The 17,203-nt window shown below is 38.8% G+C and carries 18 protein-coding genes and 1 pseudogene; 18 read left to right on the top strand and 1 reads right to left on the bottom strand.

Going from position 1 to position 17,203, the window contains the following annotated elements:
* Window positions 1–99: 99 nt before the first annotated feature.
* The 14 genes and pseudogenes from LCP48_RS13930 to LCP48_RS13865 all read left to right on the top strand — a co-directional run bounded on the left by LCP48_RS13930 (window position 100) and on the right by LCP48_RS13865 (window position 13,637).
* Window positions 100–708, top strand: coding sequence for a TetR/AcrR family transcriptional regulator (locus LCP48_RS13930; protein WP_202341097.1), 609 nt, complete (start codon window positions 100–102; stop codon window positions 706–708).
* A 205-nt stretch (window positions 709–913) separates the two neighbouring features.
* Window positions 914–1,075: a hypothetical protein gene (locus LCP48_RS13925; RefSeq protein ID WP_004230657.1), complete on the top strand. Its 162-nt coding sequence runs from the start codon at window positions 914–916 to the stop codon at window positions 1,073–1,075.
* A 152-nt stretch (window positions 1,076–1,227) separates the two neighbouring features.
* Window positions 1,228–2,142, top strand: a complete 915-nt coding sequence (locus LCP48_RS13920) for a metal ABC transporter solute-binding protein, Zn/Mn family (protein WP_004230655.1) — start codon at window positions 1,228–1,230, stop codon at window positions 2,140–2,142.
* Between the two features lie 9 nt (window positions 2,143–2,151).
* The gene (locus LCP48_RS13915) at window positions 2,152–2,880 is read left to right on the top strand and encodes a metal ABC transporter ATP-binding protein (RefSeq protein WP_004230653.1); all 729 of its coding nucleotides are present in this window, start codon (window positions 2,152–2,154) and stop codon (window positions 2,878–2,880) included.
* A gap of 11 nt (window positions 2,881–2,891) precedes the next feature.
* Complete coding sequence (locus LCP48_RS13910; protein WP_216486032.1) at window positions 2,892–3,764, top strand: metal ABC transporter permease; 873 nt, start codon at window positions 2,892–2,894, stop codon at window positions 3,762–3,764.
* Entirely contained in the window at window positions 3,761–4,630 is an 870-nt protein-coding gene (locus tag LCP48_RS13905; RefSeq protein ID WP_004230650.1) for a metal ABC transporter permease, read from the top strand. The genes LCP48_RS13910 and LCP48_RS13905 overlap by 4 nt, the downstream gene beginning before the upstream one ends.
* A gap of 222 nt (window positions 4,631–4,852) precedes the next feature.
* Window positions 4,853–6,040 (top strand): MFS transporter, encoded by a 1,188-nt coding sequence (locus LCP48_RS13900; protein WP_004230646.1) that lies wholly within the window; start codon window positions 4,853–4,855, stop codon window positions 6,038–6,040.
* A 153-nt stretch (window positions 6,041–6,193) separates the two neighbouring features.
* A complete protein-coding gene (locus LCP48_RS13895; protein ID WP_004230637.1) occupies window positions 6,194–7,462 on the top strand; it encodes an MFS transporter in 1,269 nt (422 codons plus the stop codon).
* A 3-nt stretch (window positions 7,463–7,465) separates the two neighbouring features.
* Window positions 7,466–7,945: pseudogene (locus LCP48_RS13890) on the top strand (kinase).
* 560 nt (window positions 7,946–8,505) lie between these two features.
* Window positions 8,506–9,294, top strand: coding sequence for a lipid II flippase Amj family protein (locus tag LCP48_RS13885; RefSeq protein WP_216486030.1), 789 nt, complete (start codon window positions 8,506–8,508; stop codon window positions 9,292–9,294).
* Between the two features lie 148 nt (window positions 9,295–9,442).
* Complete coding sequence (locus LCP48_RS13880) at window positions 9,443–10,117, top strand: response regulator transcription factor (protein ID WP_216486028.1); 675 nt, start codon at window positions 9,443–9,445, stop codon at window positions 10,115–10,117.
* Complete coding sequence (locus tag LCP48_RS13875) at window positions 10,114–11,475, top strand: sensor histidine kinase (RefSeq protein ID WP_004230632.1); 1,362 nt, start codon at window positions 10,114–10,116, stop codon at window positions 11,473–11,475. The genes LCP48_RS13880 and LCP48_RS13875 overlap by 4 nt, the downstream gene beginning before the upstream one ends.
* 148 nt (window positions 11,476–11,623) lie before the next feature.
* Complete coding sequence (locus LCP48_RS13870) at window positions 11,624–12,586, top strand: alpha/beta fold hydrolase (RefSeq protein WP_004230631.1); 963 nt, start codon at window positions 11,624–11,626, stop codon at window positions 12,584–12,586.
* Between the two features lie 184 nt (window positions 12,587–12,770).
* Window positions 12,771–13,637: a DMT family transporter gene (locus LCP48_RS13865; RefSeq protein ID WP_039884904.1), complete on the top strand. Its 867-nt coding sequence runs from the start codon at window positions 12,771–12,773 to the stop codon at window positions 13,635–13,637.
* Window positions 13,638–13,663: 26 nt separating this feature from the next.
* Here the strand turns inward: LCP48_RS13865 and LCP48_RS13860 are convergent, their stop codons facing one another.
* Window positions 13,664–14,350: an ArsR/SmtB family transcription factor gene (locus tag LCP48_RS13860; RefSeq protein WP_004230626.1), complete on the bottom strand. Its 687-nt coding sequence runs from the start codon at window positions 14,348–14,350 to the stop codon at window positions 13,664–13,666.
* Window positions 14,351–14,438: 88 nt separating this feature from the next.
* On the opposite strand from LCP48_RS13860, the gene LCP48_RS13855 reads away from it, so the two are divergent.
* From LCP48_RS13855 to LCP48_RS13840, 4 genes are all read left to right on the top strand, one after another.
* Window positions 14,439–14,747 carry an antibiotic biosynthesis monooxygenase family protein gene (locus LCP48_RS13855; RefSeq protein ID WP_004230621.1) on the top strand — a complete coding sequence of 103 codons (309 nt, stop codon included), beginning with the start codon at window positions 14,439–14,441 and terminating at the stop codon, window positions 14,745–14,747.
* Window positions 14,748–14,772: 25 nt separating this feature from the next.
* Entirely contained in the window at window positions 14,773–15,603 is an 831-nt protein-coding gene (locus tag LCP48_RS13850) for a CbrC family protein (RefSeq protein ID WP_004230620.1), read from the top strand.
* Window positions 15,604–15,626: 23 nt separating this feature from the next.
* Complete coding sequence (locus LCP48_RS13845) at window positions 15,627–16,736, top strand: PA2928 family protein (protein ID WP_004230618.1); 1,110 nt, start codon at window positions 15,627–15,629, stop codon at window positions 16,734–16,736.
* A gap of 93 nt (window positions 16,737–16,829) precedes the next feature.
* The gene (locus LCP48_RS13840; RefSeq protein ID WP_004230616.1) at window positions 16,830–17,120 is read left to right on the top strand and encodes a hypothetical protein; all 291 of its coding nucleotides are present in this window, start codon (window positions 16,830–16,832) and stop codon (window positions 17,118–17,120) included.
* Window positions 17,121–17,203: the final 83 nt, after the last annotated feature.

Raw genomic sequence — 17,203 nt, 5'->3', positions numbered from 1 at the left:
ATTGTAAAACGCCTGAAAACGGAAACAATCATTAATGTCGTAGTAAATATCTAACTAGTAGACATATGTGCCTGAAATGTCTAAAAGGGGGAAGTAAAATTGCCAAAATGGACACAAAGACAAGAAAGAACCCGCCGTCATTTTTATGAAGCGTTTGTCGAGTTAATGAAACAGCATGGTTTTCAAGCCATTACAGTGAAGGATATTGTAGAACGAGCGGGCTATAACCGTAGTACCTTTTATGTGCATTTTCAAGATAAATTTGAACTAGCAGAGAATTTACTAGAACAAATGCTGAATGGTCTGGAAGTGGCAGTAGGTGAACCCTACCTATATGGTGAAAAGGTATATACGACAAAATTGAAAGCACCATCCTTTAATATTATTCATTACATTTATAACCACCGTCTGTTTTTCGAGCTGCTGAATGTGGAAGATACGATTCCTGGGTTGCACACCCGTATGCCCTTAACGATCACAAAAATTTATCAAGAGCAATTTAAATTTGAGACGATCAATCAGCAGCCTGTCAACATGAACATGTTCAAGCATTATACTTCCTACGGCTTTTATGGATTGATGATGCAATGGATTGCAAGTGGCTATGAAAAATCAGAAGAAGCTTTAATCAAGGACATTATTGAATTAACGAAAACACATATTTATGCATTTGAATTTATAGGAAAGCCTTTGGAAAAAGAAGAATGAAATTATATTAAAACAAATCTATGTATTTTTATAAAAGAATCTCTAATGTCTGCATTAGGGGTTTTTTGTTTGGGCTAAACTAATTTTTTTATAAGAAAAAAATTTTTTAAAAGAAATTTTTATAAAGTAGTTGAATTTTATTTGTATTAAGCATATATTTTTCCTAAGGGAAACAAAATATCTCCAAAGAAAGAAGAGTGCGTGAATGAAAGATTTAGGTGATTTCAAGCTGACGATTCTTCCAATGGCCATTTTAATTATTTTAGCAATCGTATGGAAACTGACCGACTCAGTAGGCGCAGGTATGATGTTAATCCTTTTCTGGATGAGCTGGCGCCAGCTTATCAGGAAAATGAATATAAATTAAGGTATTGCGTGGAAAAAGTTGGGATATTGGCGTTAAATACGACTAGGGCGGGCATGACAAACAATTTACGGCTTGTCCGCCAATTGGTTACTTCGTAGTTTAGGCACTTTTTTCAAACAATTGCTTAATAAAGAGAAAGTTGAGGTAGGAAAATGAAACAATGGTTAGGTGTGGTGGTATTATCACTCTCATTTCTATTATTAGGCTGTTCAGCAGAAACAGAGGGTGAAAAAGAAGGCGTTGTGGTTGCAACCACTGGACAAATTGCAGATGCGATAAAAGAAATCAGTGGTGATCATTTACAGGTATCAGCATTGATGGGTCCAGGTGTAGATCCCCATCTCTACAAGGCAACTCAAAGTGATTTATCAAAATTGGATAAAGCAGAAGTCATTTTTTATAATGGCTTACATTTAGAAGGACAAATGCTCGATATATTTGAACAAATGGCGAAGGATAAAACGGTCTTGGCAGTGGGCGAGACATTAGATGAAAAGCAACTGCTTGCCAGTGATACGGATGCCATGCTTCATGATCCACATATTTGGTTTGATATTGAGCTTTGGAAAGGTGTTGTCAAGGCAATCAGTACACAGCTTCAGGAAGAATACCCTGAATTTAAAGCAGATTTTCAAACAAATGAAGCAGCTTACTTGAAAAAGCTGGATGATTTACAAAGCTACGCAGAAAAGCGGGTGAATGAAATACCACAGCAACAAAGAATATTAGTAACGGCTCATGATGCATTCAATTATTTTGGCAGAAGTCAGGGATTTGAAGTACGTGGCTTGCAAGGGCTGAGTACGGATTCAGAGTATGGAGTGAAAGATGTTCAGGAGATGGTTGATTTCTTAGTAGAAAATAAGATTAAGGCTCTTTTTATAGAATCCAGTGTGTCCGATAAGGCGATGAAAGCTGTTATTGAAGGGGCTAAGGAGAAAGGCCACGACATTGTCATCGGTGGAGAATTATTCTCCGATGCGATGGGAGCTGAAGGAACAACAGAAGGTACGTATGTAGGTATGTATCAACATAACATCGACACGATCGTCGATGCATTAAAGTAGGTGAAGAATATGTATGCATTAACAGTGGAAAATCTATCAGTGGCGTATGATAAAAAAACAGTATTAGAAAATGCCTGTGTAACAGTGCCTACAGGTCATCTAGCTGCCATTATTGGCCCAAATGGTGCAGGGAAATCTACATTTTTAAAGGCCATTTTAAATCAGCTTCCCAATAAAGTAGGAAAGGTAGAAATTTTAGGGAAGGTGTTTGAACCAAAGAGTTTAGTAGTAGGCTATGTGCCTCAGCGTAATGCGGTGGATTGGGATTTCCCAACAAATGCGTTGGATGTGGTGCTCATGGGGCGTTATGGCCATACAGGTTTATTTAAAAGACCGTCTAGGCAGGATAAAATTGTTGCTCGACAAGCTTTAGCAAGTGTTGGGATGCAGGATTTTGCAGAGCGTTCCATCGGGCAGCTTTCAGGAGGTCAGCAACAGCGTGTATTCCTGGCTAGAGCCCTTGCACAAAATGCAGATATCTATTTTTTAGATGAACCATTTGCAGGAGTAGATGCTGCGACAGAAAAAACGATTATTGATATTTTAAAGGATTTAAAGGCACAGGGAAAAAGTATTTTTGTTGTGCATCACGATCTTCAAACCGTTAAAGAATATTTTGACTATACGATTCTATTAAACAAAACGATTTTAGCATCAGGCGCAACGGAAGATGTTTTTACACCAGAGCAATTACAAAAAACATATGGTGGTAAACTTTTCATGATGCAGCATGTGTAAGGAGGGACATAATGTTAAGCGGTAACTTATTGTGGGTACTGAGTGGAACGATGTTACTTGGCATTGCAGCAGGCATCACAGGCACGTTCTCCTTCTTACAGAAACAAAGTCTAGTTGGGGATGCTGCTGCGCATGCAGCATTACCAGGCATTGCCCTTGCGTTCCTGCTAACAGGTCAAAAGGAATTGCCGATTTTAATGCTAGGAGCGGGCATTACATCTGCATTATCTGTGTATTGTATTCAATGGATTGTGTCATTTTCAAAAATGAAGGCTGACGCTGCCATTGGATTAGTCCTCACTGTATTTTTTGGTGTGGGTGTTGTATTTTTAACAGTGGTCAACCGTAGCCCACTGGGGAATCAGAGCGGTCTGAATAATTTTATCTTCGGTAAAGCAGCGACGATGACCAAGGCAGATTTAATGTGGCTCTTTATTAGTGCAACCATCATTATTGTAGTTAGTCTCTTGCTTTATAAGGAATGGAAGCTACTGATCTTTGATCCTGTTTATGCAAAAGGGATTGGCTTACCAATAGAGGCTTTAAAGGCAACATTAACGGTTTTAATTGTTATGACAATTGTTACAGGTATACAAGCTGTTGGCGTTATTTTAATGTCAGCTCTATTAATTATTCCTGCTGCCAGTGCCAGGCTATGGACAAAAAAATTGAGCACAATGCTCATTTTAAGTGCTGCGATTGGAGGTATCGCTGGCATAACTGGAACCTTTATTAGTGCAATTCGAACAGGGTTATCGACGGGTCCGATAATTGTCTTAGTGGCAGCAGGTATATTCTTTATTTCGTATTTTATAAGTCCAACTGGTCAAATTAGTAAATATCGTAGGAAAATGCAATTTCGAAAGCAGGGTGATGTAAGATGATCGAATTTTGGGTTGTATTCACGGGACTGTTAGTTGGGATAACTTGTGGAATTGCAGGTGTCTTCCTCATCTTGCGTAGAATGTCCATGATTGCAGATGCGATCAGTCATACAGTACTCTTTGGTATCGTGATGGCCTACCTTATTACCCAAACGTTGAATGGCTTTTGGATGTTGGTAGGTGCTGCGTTTGCAGGGATTTTAACAGCCTATCTTGTGCAATTATTACATTCTTCTGGTATTCAAGAAGACGCAGCGATAGGCGTAGTGTTTACATCTCTATTTGCAGCAGGTGTTCTCCTTATCACCTTATTTGCAGGCAATGTGCACTTAGATGTTGAGCATGTTTTAATGGGAGAAATTGCTTTTGTTCCTTGGGATCAATGGACATTGCTTGGGCTGGCAATGCCTAAGGCAGTATGGATGCTCTTGCTCGTCCTCGTCATTAATATTGGGTTCCTACTTCTATTCTTTAAAGAAATGAAGCTTGCGACGTTTGACCCTGTGTATGCAGCAACCATTGGCATTCCTGTTGTCTTTCTTCATTATGGCTTTATGACATCGATTTCGTTTACAACAGTGGCAGCTTTTGATAGTGTAGGGGCCATTTTAGTGGTTGCCATGTTAATTGGACCAGCTGCAACTTCCTATTTAATCAGCAAGACGATTAAGCAAATGTTTGTCTATAGTATGCTCTTTGGAGCTGCTGCTTCCGTCATTGGCTATTATTTAGCGAAATTCTGGGATACCTCTATAGCAGGTATGATGGCGACAACAGTCGGCTTCATTTTTATCGTGACGTTCATCTGTCAAAAAATCGTTGAGCGTAGAAAGAAAGCACTTGTTCATAAACTAGAAACCTCTTAACGAAAAACATCGTTTGATACGCTCATCAAACGATGTTTTTTCTATTGGGGGCAAGTTCAAACTTTTGAATGAGTACGCCTTCTAGGAAAAATAGTATACTCGTTAAGATAAACTAGAAAGAGAAAGTGTAGCATAGCATCTAGCAAATTTTTCTATATTTTTATGTACGAATATTTAAAATTTTGTTACGATAAATTTTATGATAGCAACAAGGAGAACAGCATGTGGAGAAATCGAAACGTATGGATTATTTTATTAGGTGAATTTGTCGTAGGTCTCGGCTTATGGGCTGGCATTATTGGCAATTTAGCCTTTATGCAAGAGGTAGTACCTTCTGACTTTCACAAATCATTAATTATTTCTTGTGGTATTTTAGCAGGCTTAGTCGTTGGTCCAATGGCAGGGCGTATCATTGACCAATCGAAGAAAAAAACGGTTGTCCAGTTGGCGAGTATTGGACGCATCATCAGTGTTTTATTTATGTTTATGGCACTTTATACTAATTCGGTCATTTGGATGATTCTATTTTTAATCACACTGCAGATAGCAGCAGCATTTTATATGCCTGCCTTGCAATCTATTATTCCCATGATTGCGAAGGAACAGGATTTAATTACATTAAATGCTTGGCAAATGAATGCGAGAACCATTTCAAGGATCATCGGTACAGCCGCTGCCGGGTTTATGCTCAGTTTTTTTGAGTTAAAATGGTTATATATTATTTCATTTATTGTCTATTTAGGCATGTTTGTCATTACTAGTTTATTGCAATTGGATGAAGCATCTACTGAAACGATGACAAACAAAGAAAAAGGGAATTTTAAAGAAGTGTTACCGATGATCAAAGAGCATCCAGTCGTCTTGATGACCCTTGTCTTAATGTTAATTCCTACATTATTTTTAGGCTCTTTTAATTTAGTAATTATGAAAATAGCTGAAATTCATCAATCTACCACAATTTCAGGATTATTGTATACGGTGGAAGGTATCGGATTTATGCTTGGTGCAGCTGGTTTGAAAATGATTGCTGACCGTGTACAAATGGGTACACTGCTTTTTTCATTAGCCTTTATTATCGGCTCAATGGAGCTCCTATTATTACTGGCAGATATTCCATTTTTCGCTTTAGTGGCATTTGGCGTTTTTGGCTTTTCAGTTGGCTGTTTTTTTCCAACAACAATGGTAATCTTCCAAAAGCAAGTCCCCAAACAGTTCCATGGACGCTTTTTCTCATTCCGCAACATGATTGATTCCGTCGTCTTTCAAATCGTGCTTTTATCGACAGGCATGATGCTAGATGTAATTGGTTTAAGTGGTATGGGACTTGTTTTCGGAATCATAAGCTTAAGTTTAACCACTACTTTCTTATTTTACGCTAAGAAAAAGAAAGTCGTTATGCATGCACATTAATAGCATGTCCTTTATGCATGACACCAATTGGGAAGTACGGTAGAGGTATAAAAAGGTGGTAGCATAGGAAAGGAACTGTCTAGATGGAGACGGTTCCTTCTTCATTAATTCAAGTAATCTTGTTTGATATACATAGAGAAAGAAGGTTGAAAAATGGTTGAAAAATCTCAAGAGTCAATTGTGTCCTATATTGAGTCACCAGAAAAACTCAAAAACCTATATAGGCATGTACTGATAGTTGTTAGCTTATCCCAAATTTTTGGTGGAGCTGGACTTGCGGCGGGTATTACTGTAGGCGCTCTACTGGCACAACAAATGCTTGGAACGGATGCCTATGCGGGTGTACCCTCTGCATTATTTACATTAGGCTCTGCGGTCGCGGCTTTCATTGTAGGAAAACTATCACAGCGTTATGGTCGCCGCATAGGCTTATCAACAGGTTTTATAGTGGGTGGACTTGGTGCAATAGGTGTAGTCCTTGCTACTTTAATGAATAGTATTGTGTTATTGTTTGCCTCTCTATTAATCTATGGAGCTGGTACGGCAACTAATTTACAGGCACGCTATGCCGGGACAGATTTAGCCAATAATAAGCAACGTGCTACAGCAATCAGTACAACCATGCTTATGACCACGTTTGGTGCTGTTTTAGGTCCAAATTTAGTAGAATGGATGGGAAAAGTGGCCCTGTCTATCGGTATTCCAGCTCTAGCGGGTCCATTTCTATTATCTGCTTTGGCTTTTATTATGGCGGGGCTTGTATTATTTACTATGTTGCGTCCTGACCCTCTAGAGATAGCGAAAGCCATAGAGGCACATAAGCAAAAAATGAACAAAGAAAATCAAACACCATCCATGCCTATATCAAGCAATAAAAGAGGCCTAGCGGTAGGAGCAACAGTTATGGTCCTGACACAAATTGTCATGGTGGCCATCATGACAATGACACCTGTACATATGAAACATCATGGACATGGATTAGCTGAGGTTGGTATTGTGATAGGGTTTCATGTAGGTGCTATGTATCTGCCATCACTCGTCACAGGTATGCTTGTTGATAAAATCGGACGTACGGCAATGAGTATTGCTTCAGGTATTACGCTACTACTCGCTGGCGTAGTGGCTGCATTTGCACCAAGCGATTCCATGGTGTTACTCATTGTGGCACTTTCTTTACTGGGATTAGGTTGGAACTTCGGCTTAATTAGTGGAACTGCTCAAATTGTTGATGCGACGGAGCCTTCTACCCGTGCAAAAACACAGGGGAAAATGGATGTCTTTGTGGCATTGGCAGGTGCATCAGGTGGTGCGCTATCAGGTATGGTAGTGGCGAATTCAAGCTATGCAGTGTTGTCCCTAGCAGGAGGGCTATTGTCGTTAGTATTGATTCCTGTTGTCATTTGGTCTAGAAGAGCAGCTTAATCTATGCTAATTATTATCCGAGGAAATTCAGATAGTGGGAAAACGACCATTGCAAAGAAACTTCAGGATTATGTTGGACATCGTACACTTTTGATTGCGCAAGATGTTGTCCGACGTGATATGTTAAAGGTGCATGATTGAGAAGGCAATCTTTCTATTGAATTAATTCGGCAAATCGCAGAGGATGGTAAAGGTCGTTGTGAAGTTGTCATTGTAGAAGGAATAGTATACCAGTCGTTATGGAGCTATGTTAAAAGATTTAATCCACTTCTATGATCAGAAGGCCAATACTTATTATTTTGATTTATCTTTTGAGGAAACCGTTATTCGTCATCATTCTAGCGCCAAAAAAAATGACTTCGGGGAAGATTCTTTACGTGCTTGGTGGAATCCGCATGATTATCTTGGGTGGATGTAGAAACGCTGCTGACGGAAGAGATGTCACAGGATGATCGATTAAAATTGATGGTAAAGCAACTATAGCAGTAACAAAAACTTACCCTTTCTTAGGGTGAGTTTTTTTCATAGTGTTGAAAAACAAAACCATCAATAGAGCTGTTGTAAAAGGTAAAAATGGATTTCCGTGCAGGTTACTTGCTTTCCTCTTTGGCGAACACAGCTCCGTTTAGGGGTTTACCTGTATCGCTATCCCAGAAGATTCAAGTAGCCCTCCATTTTAGAAAAATTTATTAAATAAAACAAAGGTGTTCACTACTTTTTATGGCGAGGGTAGTCACTCATCACTTCTCACTACTGCTAGTATGAAAGAGGAAAGACACTTTTGTAGAATGGTTGATTGGGGAGGAGTCAGCGTCACAGAGGAGACCCTGGAGCGAACGGAAGTGAGTGAAGCGGGGCCCCTGGAAAGGACACTGGCGGAACGAAATCAACCCCTCGCCTTTTAAAATTGCATTTTCTACCGTTGACATCACATTTTTTCAATTGGAACTATTTTATTGCATAAGCGTTACAATATTATTAAATCGTTAGAAAGCGAAGAGTAGGTACATATGTGGATTTAATAACAGAAAAATTAATCATGATTGCTTTATTTATTTATTTTAATCATTCATGCGATTGAAACGCTTGCCTATGCCGTACGTTTATCAGGAGCACGTGTCAAATTACTAGCATCGGCTTTATCTCTTTTTAATGTAATGGTCATGGTGTCGAGGTTAGCAAATATGATGCAACAACCATTTACAGGGAGCCTTGTTGATACAGCACCTACGGATAATGCCATGACATTTGTAGAACATCAATTTCGACTAATTATTGGCGCGGCTTCGCTTGGAACAATAGTAGGAATCTTACTTATCCCCACCTTTGTAGCCATTTTTTCAAGAGCTATCGTTCATTTGGCTGAGGAAAGAGGTTCAATCCCGTCTTTATTGAAAAAGGGCTTTACATTTGACTATGTAAGACGGGGGATTAAGCATATTCATACACCAAATTTTAGTTATTTAAAAGGCATTCGTCTACAGGATATCCCGATTAAATTATTTGTCATCAATATTGTCATTACAGCTATCTATACGATTGGCGTTTTATCTGCATTGTATGCCACATTATTAGTACCAGAATTAAAGACTACGGCTGTTATGGCATCTGGATTAATTAATGGCATTGCAACAATACTATTAATCCTATTCATTGACCCGAAAATATCCATTCTAGCAGATGATGTGATCAATAAGAGAGGAAGCTATCTAGACCTGAAAAGAATGTCTGTTATGATGATGTTTTCCAGATTTTTAGGAACCATTGTGGCACAGTTATTATTGATTCCAGGGGCTCATTACGTTGCATGGTTTGCAAAGCTAATTGCTTGATTAGAACCACTTCCTTTATGTTTTTTAGGAAGTGGTTTTTTACTTTTAGGACACAGCAATTAATCGTGAGGTGTGGTAGGGGAGAAGTAAAGAAACTATATAGTATAATGTGGGTGAATAATAGATTCGAAAAGAGGGGAACGAATGTATGAAGACGATACTTGTTGCGGATGACGATGCGAACATTCGTGAACTTGTTTGCCTTTTTCTGCGCAAAGACGGGTTCACTACAATGGAGGCAGGAGATGGTAAAGAAGCATTAGCCATCTACGGCTCAGCACCTATTGATCTTGTTGTACTGGATATTATGATGCCAACGATGGATGGCTGGACACTATGTAAGGAGCTCCGCAAAATGAATACGGATCTTCCTCTACTGATGCTGACTGCAAGAGGAGAGACATGGGAAAAAGTGAAGGGCTTTGAGCTTGGAACGGATGATTATTTAACAAAGCCATTTGATCCGTTAGAGCTAACTGTACGTGTAAAGGCACTTTTAAAGCGCTACAGAATTGGCCATTCGCAGACCATTCAACTTGGTCAAGTCACGCTGGACCGTCAGACCTATAAAGTAATGAGAGGAAAAGATGTTATTTCACTACCACTCAAGGAATTTGAATTATTATATAAGCTTGCAGAAACACCTGGACAAGTCTATACAAGAGAACAACTGATCGATCAAATTTGGGGGATTGATTATGCGGGAGATAATCGAACCATCGATGTACATATTAAGCGCCTGCGTGAGCGCTTCAACACCATCACTGATTTTCATATCGACACAATAAGGGGTCTGGGCTATAGGCTTGAGGTTGAGGAATGATTAAATCTTTATATACACGCGTCGTTTTAATCTTTCTAGTTGCTGTCATTGGGGGAACGGTTATCTCTTTTTTCATGGCAACATGGGTATTTAAAGATAAATTAAATGAAAACTTGCAAATTCCCTTATTAAATTTTGGACAAGACATGGTACAAATTTTTGATACATTGCCATATCATGAAGCAGATCGTTTTATACGTGATATGCATCAGCTGGAATCCTATCATATTCGCATTTATGAAGAAACAGGGCAGTTTACGTCTTACGGAAAGCTTCATGGCAATCAGTTAGCCCCTGTAACAATGGAACAAGTGCAAGCTGTTCTGGATGGAGAGGTCATTCAAGTAATTCCAAGTGGTATTTCATCCATACTTGTCGGCATACCTCTAACAACTGAAATAGGAACGAGAGCGATGTTTATCCAAACGATTTCTTTACCTTCAACCTCTTTTTCCATTAAGTTGATTTTGAATTTTGCTACTTATGCCCTTATTATTGGAAGCGTTGTGTTTTTAGTTGCAGCGATGTTTTTAGTCAAGCCAATCAAAAAACTAACACAAGCCACTAAACATATTGCTGGTGGTGATTTCAATGTCGAATTAAATATTAAGCAATCAGGGGAGTTAGGTACGTTGGCTAAAAGCTTTGAAGACATGGCGGAGGAGTTACAGCAGCTAGAGCAAATGAGGAGGGATTTTGTATCAAATGTGTCTCATGAGGTGCAATCTCCACTTACCTCCATTTCTGGTTACGCATTAGCACTGAAACAAGTCGATGTAACGGATGACGAGAAACGCCGTTATCTTGATATCATCATTTCAGAGGCCAATCGAATGTCTAAGATGAGTGATAGCCTTTTAAAGCTGAGCTTACTAGAATCAAAGACACAGCCAATGCTTCTCGATACGTTCAGTCTAGATGAACAAATTAGACGTGTTATAGTCTCCCTCCAGCCTCAATGGTCCTCTCGTAATATTGATTTTGAGCTTCAGTTGAAGGCTGTTCGCCTCATGGCTGATTACGATCAATTACATCAGGTATGGACAAATATTCTTACGAATAGTATTAAATTTTCAAATGCTAATGCTACGATTGAGATCAGCATGAAGCAAAGTGCAAATCATGTGACAGTCCGAATAACGGATAGAGGCATTGGGATTTCTTTAGAGGATCAGCAACGTATATTCGAACGGTTTTTCAAGGCTGATCGTTCCCATAGTCACAAGTATGACGGCAGTGGGATGGGGCTTGCTCTCGTAAAGCAAATCGTCTCGCTACATCGAGGAGAAATTGAAGTCGAGAGTGAGCTTAGGCATGGGACGACAATGATTGTCAGATTACCTATCACCTTAAATTAAAGAGAGAATGTTTGTCGTAACATTTTTTTGTTGTTCATCTTGTGTTCATCTTGTCGTCATGCGGAAGACATCTCTCTCCTTTATAGTAACACTAACAGCTCAAAAGTAGCTGGAATAATCGTAGTAAAGGAGGGAGGCACGAGTAAAGGTGAATCCCCCTCGTGCATCAAACATGAAAAAATTTATGCGTGTTTTACTGAAATCAATGGCAGTCCTTGGTATATCAATTGTGGGGTTACTTGTCATTGTTTTTACAATAAACATTATTTGCAACAAAATAGAGCAAGGAAAAGTAGAACCCTACGGTCAGCTCGTCTCCGTTAATGGGGAAAAGATGAATGTCACTATTCAAGGAAAGGGTACTGAAACCATCGTATTACTACCTGGCTTTGGGACTGCAGCACCGACGCTTGATTTTAAGCCATTGATAGATGAACTAGCTCCCTATTATAAAATCGTTTCAATAGAGCCCTTTGGCTATGGCTTAAGTGAGGATACAGCTAAAGAACGAAGCACAGAGAATATTGTGAGTGAAATCCATGAAGCTTTACAGGAGTTAAAGATTGATCGGTATATGCTAATGGGCCATTCGATAGCAGGCATCTATGGACTCGATTATGTTAATAAATATCCCAATGAGGTAACTGGATTTGTCGGGATTGATAGCAGTGTCCCTACACAGGGTGGTATGGACACGAAGTTTCCAATTAAGTCGTTACAGCTGCTAAAAAAATCAGGGATTGCAAGAATTCTTATAAAATTTTCAGATGATCCCTATGCAGGTCTTCCGTATGATGACGACACAAAAGAGCAAATTAGGATGATTACACTCAAAAACTTTTATAATACAAGCACTTCAAATGAATTAGAGCATATTAGCAAAAATTTCACGGCAGCCAAAACTCTTACATTCCCTAAAGATTTACCTCTTCTCTTATTTGTCCAAGCGAAAAGTGGTGGAGTTGAAAAGAACTGGATACCGCTGCATGAAGAACAAGTCAAACATTCCGTATACGGCAAAGTAATCACACTGGATGGGGATCATTACTTACACCATACAAAATCGGAGGAAATCGTAGACAACGTCAGATCGTTTATGCAAAATAAATAATCCATAGTATCTTACCTCTTTGCTTTTGTATTTTGGAGGTAAGATTTTTTAATACTATCCTCTTCCTTACGAAATCTTATAAAATCTTTCAATTGAGTTGTAATCCATACTTCGATGAGCATTGAAATACTTCCTGATTATAATGTACGTAGAACAATTATTCTATCAGGTAAGGAGCTATTGGATGAAAAATTATCAATTTATTGCTTTATTAGTAGTAACGACCTTTTTAATGGGTTCATCATTTGCCATTGTTAAATTAGGCTTACCGTATGCCTCGCCTTTATTATTAGCTGCCCTTCGCTTTATATTGGCTGGTATAATCATGGCGATCGTTGTTATCATCTTGAAGAGACCTCATCCTATTACAAGGAGGGAGTGGTTCAAGTTATGCATGATCGGGCTCTTTCAAACAGCAGGTGTGATGGGGTGTATTTTTTTAAGTCTCCGCACCATTACGGCAAGTGAGTCTTCTATATTAACATTTACAAACCCTTTACTAGTTGTGATTTTTGCCACCATTTTTATGAAAGTACGCTACCATGTCTATCAATGGATAGGAGTATTGTTTGGCTTAATCGGCGTGATCATCACGATGGGGGCACAAGTTGAATTGAAAATAGGTATCCTTTTTGGCTTGCTATCTGCTGTTTTTTGGGCCATTGCCACCCTATTAGTGAAAAAATGGGGCGTGTTATTTGATACGTGGACTTTATCGGCTTATCAGATGTTGTTTGGTGGCTTACTCTTATTAATAGGAAGTTTATTGTTAGAACAGCCATTTTTTATGGTGAACCTACAATCGTTATTTATTCTATTGTGGCTTAGTATTTTTTCCTCCATCATTCAATTTGCAGGGTGGTATTATCTTCTGCAAAATAGTGATCCAGGGAAAACAAGTGCCTATTTATTTTTAGCTCCTTTTTTTGGCGTATTAACAGGCTGGTTGTTATTAGATGAACCGTTAAAACCATCACTAATGGTTGGCGGCTTACTCATCATCATGGGCATTTATTTAGTAAACAGTACTTTTAGTAGAGAAATGGGCTAGGAGATAACTCCGTGCCCTTTCCTATTTTACAAATCTAAATGAAAGACCTCTTTAAAGCCTATTTTCCCTTTCTCCGTCACTTGAATGGCGCGAATAGAGGGAACACGTATAAGCCAATCGAGGTTGAAAAATTGATTTAATAGCTCGCTGCCTAGTGCACCAGCTAAATGATAACGCCGTTCACTCCAATCTAAACAGGCATGAGAAAAGGATCGTCGTTTTCTCTTTAAAGCAGTTAAATCGATTCCGAATGTCGTAAAAAATAATGTGCCCTCATCTGTCAGGACAAATTGTTTACCCTCCAATGTAAGATAGCCTGCCTTAAGCATTGATTCCGTTAATTGGACACCCAATTTACCAGCAAGGTGATCATAGCAAGTTCTAGCATCCTGTAATAACTTGATTTGGCTCGATTGCTTTAATGAACGTACTTCAGGTGGTGGAGAGATGGCTAGGAATGACTCTAAAAAATGAGCAATGTCCTCACCAGCCAATTGAAAATAACGATGACGGCCCTGTTTTTCAACTTTTATCAGCTTTCCTTCTACTAATTTAGCAAGATGAAAGCTAGCAGTTTGTGGTTTGATGGCAGCCATATATGCTAGTTCACTAGCCGTATGAAAACGACCGTCCATCATACTAGCAAGTATGGTTGCCCTTGACGTTTCACCAAGAAGGGCCGCTATTTCAGCCATGTTTGGATTAATTCCCATTCTGTCACAATCCTTTCAGTGTCCTATATTTAGATTTTAGTCAAAGTCATTATGGTTTACAATAAAAGTAATAGAGGAGGAGAAATAAATGGAAACATATTATGCAGTGATTTTTACATCGCAAAGAACTGAGCAAGATGGGGATGGCTATGGCAAGATGGCTGACCTAATCGATGCCTTAGCACAGCAACAGCCTGGCTTCATTCGTGTTGAAAGTGTTAGAAATGAGGAAGGAAAGGGCATAACAGTGTCTTATTGGGAATCGCTAGAGGCTATCCAAGCATGGAAAGACAATGCTAAGCATTTAACAGCACAACAATTGGGTAAAGACAAATGGTACACAAACTATAAAGTGGAAATCTGCCAACTGATAAAAGATTATTCATTTGCCAAATAGCAAGTGAGAAGGAGGCCTATTTTTTATGACGATTGTGGAAGAATGGCACGAACTAAGACAAAAATTTAATCCTTCCAATCCGATAACCATTAATCAAATGCATATTTTTAAAGATCAATTAAAGCAGGTTCAACAAACAGAAGAAACATTAAGGATATTAGTAGAGGTCTACTGTTTACTTAGGATGTATCCTGAGGCATATCAGTTATTTACTGTCATTATGAATAAAGACGATAAAAAGGATCGAAAAAAGTATGGCGTTCTCCAGACCTACATAGATAAACCAAATTCGGTGAATCCTCTGCTGCCAAGAAAAATTAGAGACCATCAGCAGCTTAAAACGAAAATTCCAATGTTTAAATACCTACCAAACCCTCTAGAGGCTGAAATTTTTGTAACAGATGAAATCGTTGTATGTGATTGTTGCGAGCAAGAAGTGGATGTCTATTATACTGGTGGTATTTATGCAATTGAGGACGTAGATTATCTTTGTCCTTCCTGCATCCATAGTGGGGAAGCAGCTCAAAAATATGATGGTTCTTTCCAGCAAGACTTAATGGATGATGAACAGGTTACGAACCCCAAGTTTGCTGAGGAAGTACTCTTTCGGACGCCTGGCTATGTAAGCTGGCAGGGCAATAATTGGGTGGCACATTGCTCTGACTATTGTGCGTTTATCGGCTATGTTGGTTGGCGTGATTTAGTAGAGCTAGGAATTGAGGATCAATTTGATAATTATACCGGCTTTTCAAAAGAAGAACTTTCTGCATCCTTAATGAACAATGGGCATCATCAAGGCTATTTATTTCAATGCTTGGAATGTGACCGTTATGTCCTTTATTCAGATTTTAGTTAATCGTTGTTTGAGGGGGTAGAGAAGTGGAACAATTTCTACAACGATATATCTATTCATGGCGTTTAAATGGTTGGCTCATCCATGATATTTTTTTCTGCATCGTGCTGGGCATAGGATTTTTACTGTTAATGTTTATCGTCATGAAACGTAAACGCCTCGTTACTTCTAGCATTTTGCTCATTGCTTTTTTATTGGTCAGTAATCTATTAATGATTGTTTTTGGCTTAGCAGGGAGAGGCTTTCCCATCAAATCAGATTCTCCTATCTATACAGATGATTCACAAAGTATTGCTGTTCAAATGGTGCAAGGCTCAGAAAATAATGGGATATCGAATGGTATTACGCATGTAATCGCCCACCATCTCCTAGTAGCTGTGAATTTACAAACAGGTGAAAAGCAATGGACAAAATCAGTTTCCTATAAAGAAACACTGCTTGGGGAATTTATGGGTGGTGTTCTTGTCCATCATCGTGATGATGAATTTGGTCAATTATCTCTGGTAGATATGGAAACAGGTAAAGAACTACTTTCTGAAAAAGATTTTCGAACGTACCATCCGTCATTAATAGCGATATTGAGCAATAATGCACATCAAATGGCTGTCCTAGAGAACCATTTATATTTGGAGGGGGTCGATGGCAAATTCTATCGCTTTGATGGTAAAACATTAAGTGAGGATGCGAAGGCTCAAGATTACCTATCTGCCCGTTTTTTCATCGAGACAGAGTTGCCGGGCTATTTTGCTACACATCCACAGCCTGTAGAGGATTATCAGGGCATTCGAGATTTTAGTCAAGCTGTCCTAACCGAGCCAGCCATTCAAGCCTATGAAAATTTACAACCAAAAGTGGTGGATGTAGATATCATAGAAAAAACGGCTCTTGTTTCATATCGACAAACACAGCGAGAAAGTGCTGAACACATGTTATTGCTCTATGATATGAACAAACATCAAATATTGTGGGAACGCAATATTGGCATCATTAATTCCCAGCAGCAACAGCCCGCTGTACGGACTTTAGAGAATCGCTACATAATTCAAGCTGGTGATAGATTACTGGTATTGGACAAACAAATGAATAAGAGATCTGTTCACTATCATCTGCGCTGGAATCGTCCTATTGATGAGTGAAATCTACTGGAAATATCGTTCTTTTTTTGATTCGCCAAAAAAGGAGTATAATTTAATAGGAAGAAACTCTGATTAAAAGGACGGCATGCGAATATGGATGAGCAATTAGTAGAGTGGATTATACGCTTTCAAAGGGACAAGGATATTGAAGCACTGGCCCATTTAAAAGATTATTGTTATGAGATGGTCGAACCTTTAATGGAAGAATTTACGCTGAAGTATGGCGAAGAAGCAGGCGAGTTATTACGCCTAAAGTGGGATAAACGATTTTATTTTATATTTACAAAATATCAAGTGAATGTAGGGCTACCCCTAGAGACATTTGTAAAAAATACGTATCGTTTTTATTTCATGCAGGTGTTACAAAAGGCTGGTTATAAGTAATCGAAAAAACCCTTCATTTGGGAACTGACAGTCGTTTTTGAGACAGTCAATCCCATAATGCAGGGTATTTATTTTGTCTTTAA

The sequence above is a fragment of the Lysinibacillus capsici genome, from assembly GCF_020217405.1.
In the GTDB taxonomy this organism is placed as follows: Bacteria; Bacillota; Bacilli; order Bacillales_A; family Planococcaceae; genus Lysinibacillus; species Lysinibacillus capsici.
This window is presented reverse-complemented; position numbering and strand designations above follow the sequence as displayed.

What these genes read in the sequence shown, in the direction of transcription:
- LCP48_RS13925 (WP_004230657.1), top strand. Translation starts at nt 914, where the DNA reads ATGAAAGATTTAGGTGATTTCAAGCTGACGATTCTTCCAATGGCCATT.
- LCP48_RS13920 (WP_004230655.1), top strand. Translation starts at nt 1,228, where the DNA reads ATGAAACAATGGTTAGGTGTGGTGGTATTATCACTCTCATTTCTATTA.
- LCP48_RS13915 (WP_004230653.1), top strand. Translation starts at nt 2,152, where the DNA reads ATGTATGCATTAACAGTGGAAAATCTATCAGTGGCGTATGATAAAAAA.
- LCP48_RS13910 (WP_216486032.1), top strand. Translation starts at nt 2,892, where the DNA reads ATGTTAAGCGGTAACTTATTGTGGGTACTGAGTGGAACGATGTTACTT.
- LCP48_RS13905 (WP_004230650.1), top strand. Translation starts at nt 3,761, where the DNA reads ATGATCGAATTTTGGGTTGTATTCACGGGACTGTTAGTTGGGATAACT.
- LCP48_RS13900 (WP_004230646.1), top strand. Translation starts at nt 4,853, where the DNA reads ATGTGGAGAAATCGAAACGTATGGATTATTTTATTAGGTGAATTTGTC.
- LCP48_RS13895 (WP_004230637.1), top strand. Translation starts at nt 6,194, where the DNA reads ATGGTTGAAAAATCTCAAGAGTCAATTGTGTCCTATATTGAGTCACCA.
- LCP48_RS13880 (WP_216486028.1), top strand. Translation starts at nt 9,443, where the DNA reads ATGAAGACGATACTTGTTGCGGATGACGATGCGAACATTCGTGAACTT.
- LCP48_RS13875 (WP_004230632.1), top strand. Translation starts at nt 10,114, where the DNA reads ATGATTAAATCTTTATATACACGCGTCGTTTTAATCTTTCTAGTTGCT.
- LCP48_RS13865 (WP_039884904.1), top strand. Translation starts at nt 12,771, where the DNA reads ATGAAAAATTATCAATTTATTGCTTTATTAGTAGTAACGACCTTTTTA.
- LCP48_RS13860 (WP_004230626.1), bottom strand. Translation starts at nt 14,350, where the DNA reads ATGGGAATTAATCCAAACATGGCTGAAATAGCGGCCCTTCTTGGTGAA.
- LCP48_RS13855 (WP_004230621.1), top strand. Translation starts at nt 14,439, where the DNA reads ATGGAAACATATTATGCAGTGATTTTTACATCGCAAAGAACTGAGCAA.
- LCP48_RS13850 (WP_004230620.1), top strand. Translation starts at nt 14,773, where the DNA reads ATGACGATTGTGGAAGAATGGCACGAACTAAGACAAAAATTTAATCCT.
- LCP48_RS13840 (WP_004230616.1), top strand. Translation starts at nt 16,830, where the DNA reads ATGGATGAGCAATTAGTAGAGTGGATTATACGCTTTCAAAGGGACAAG.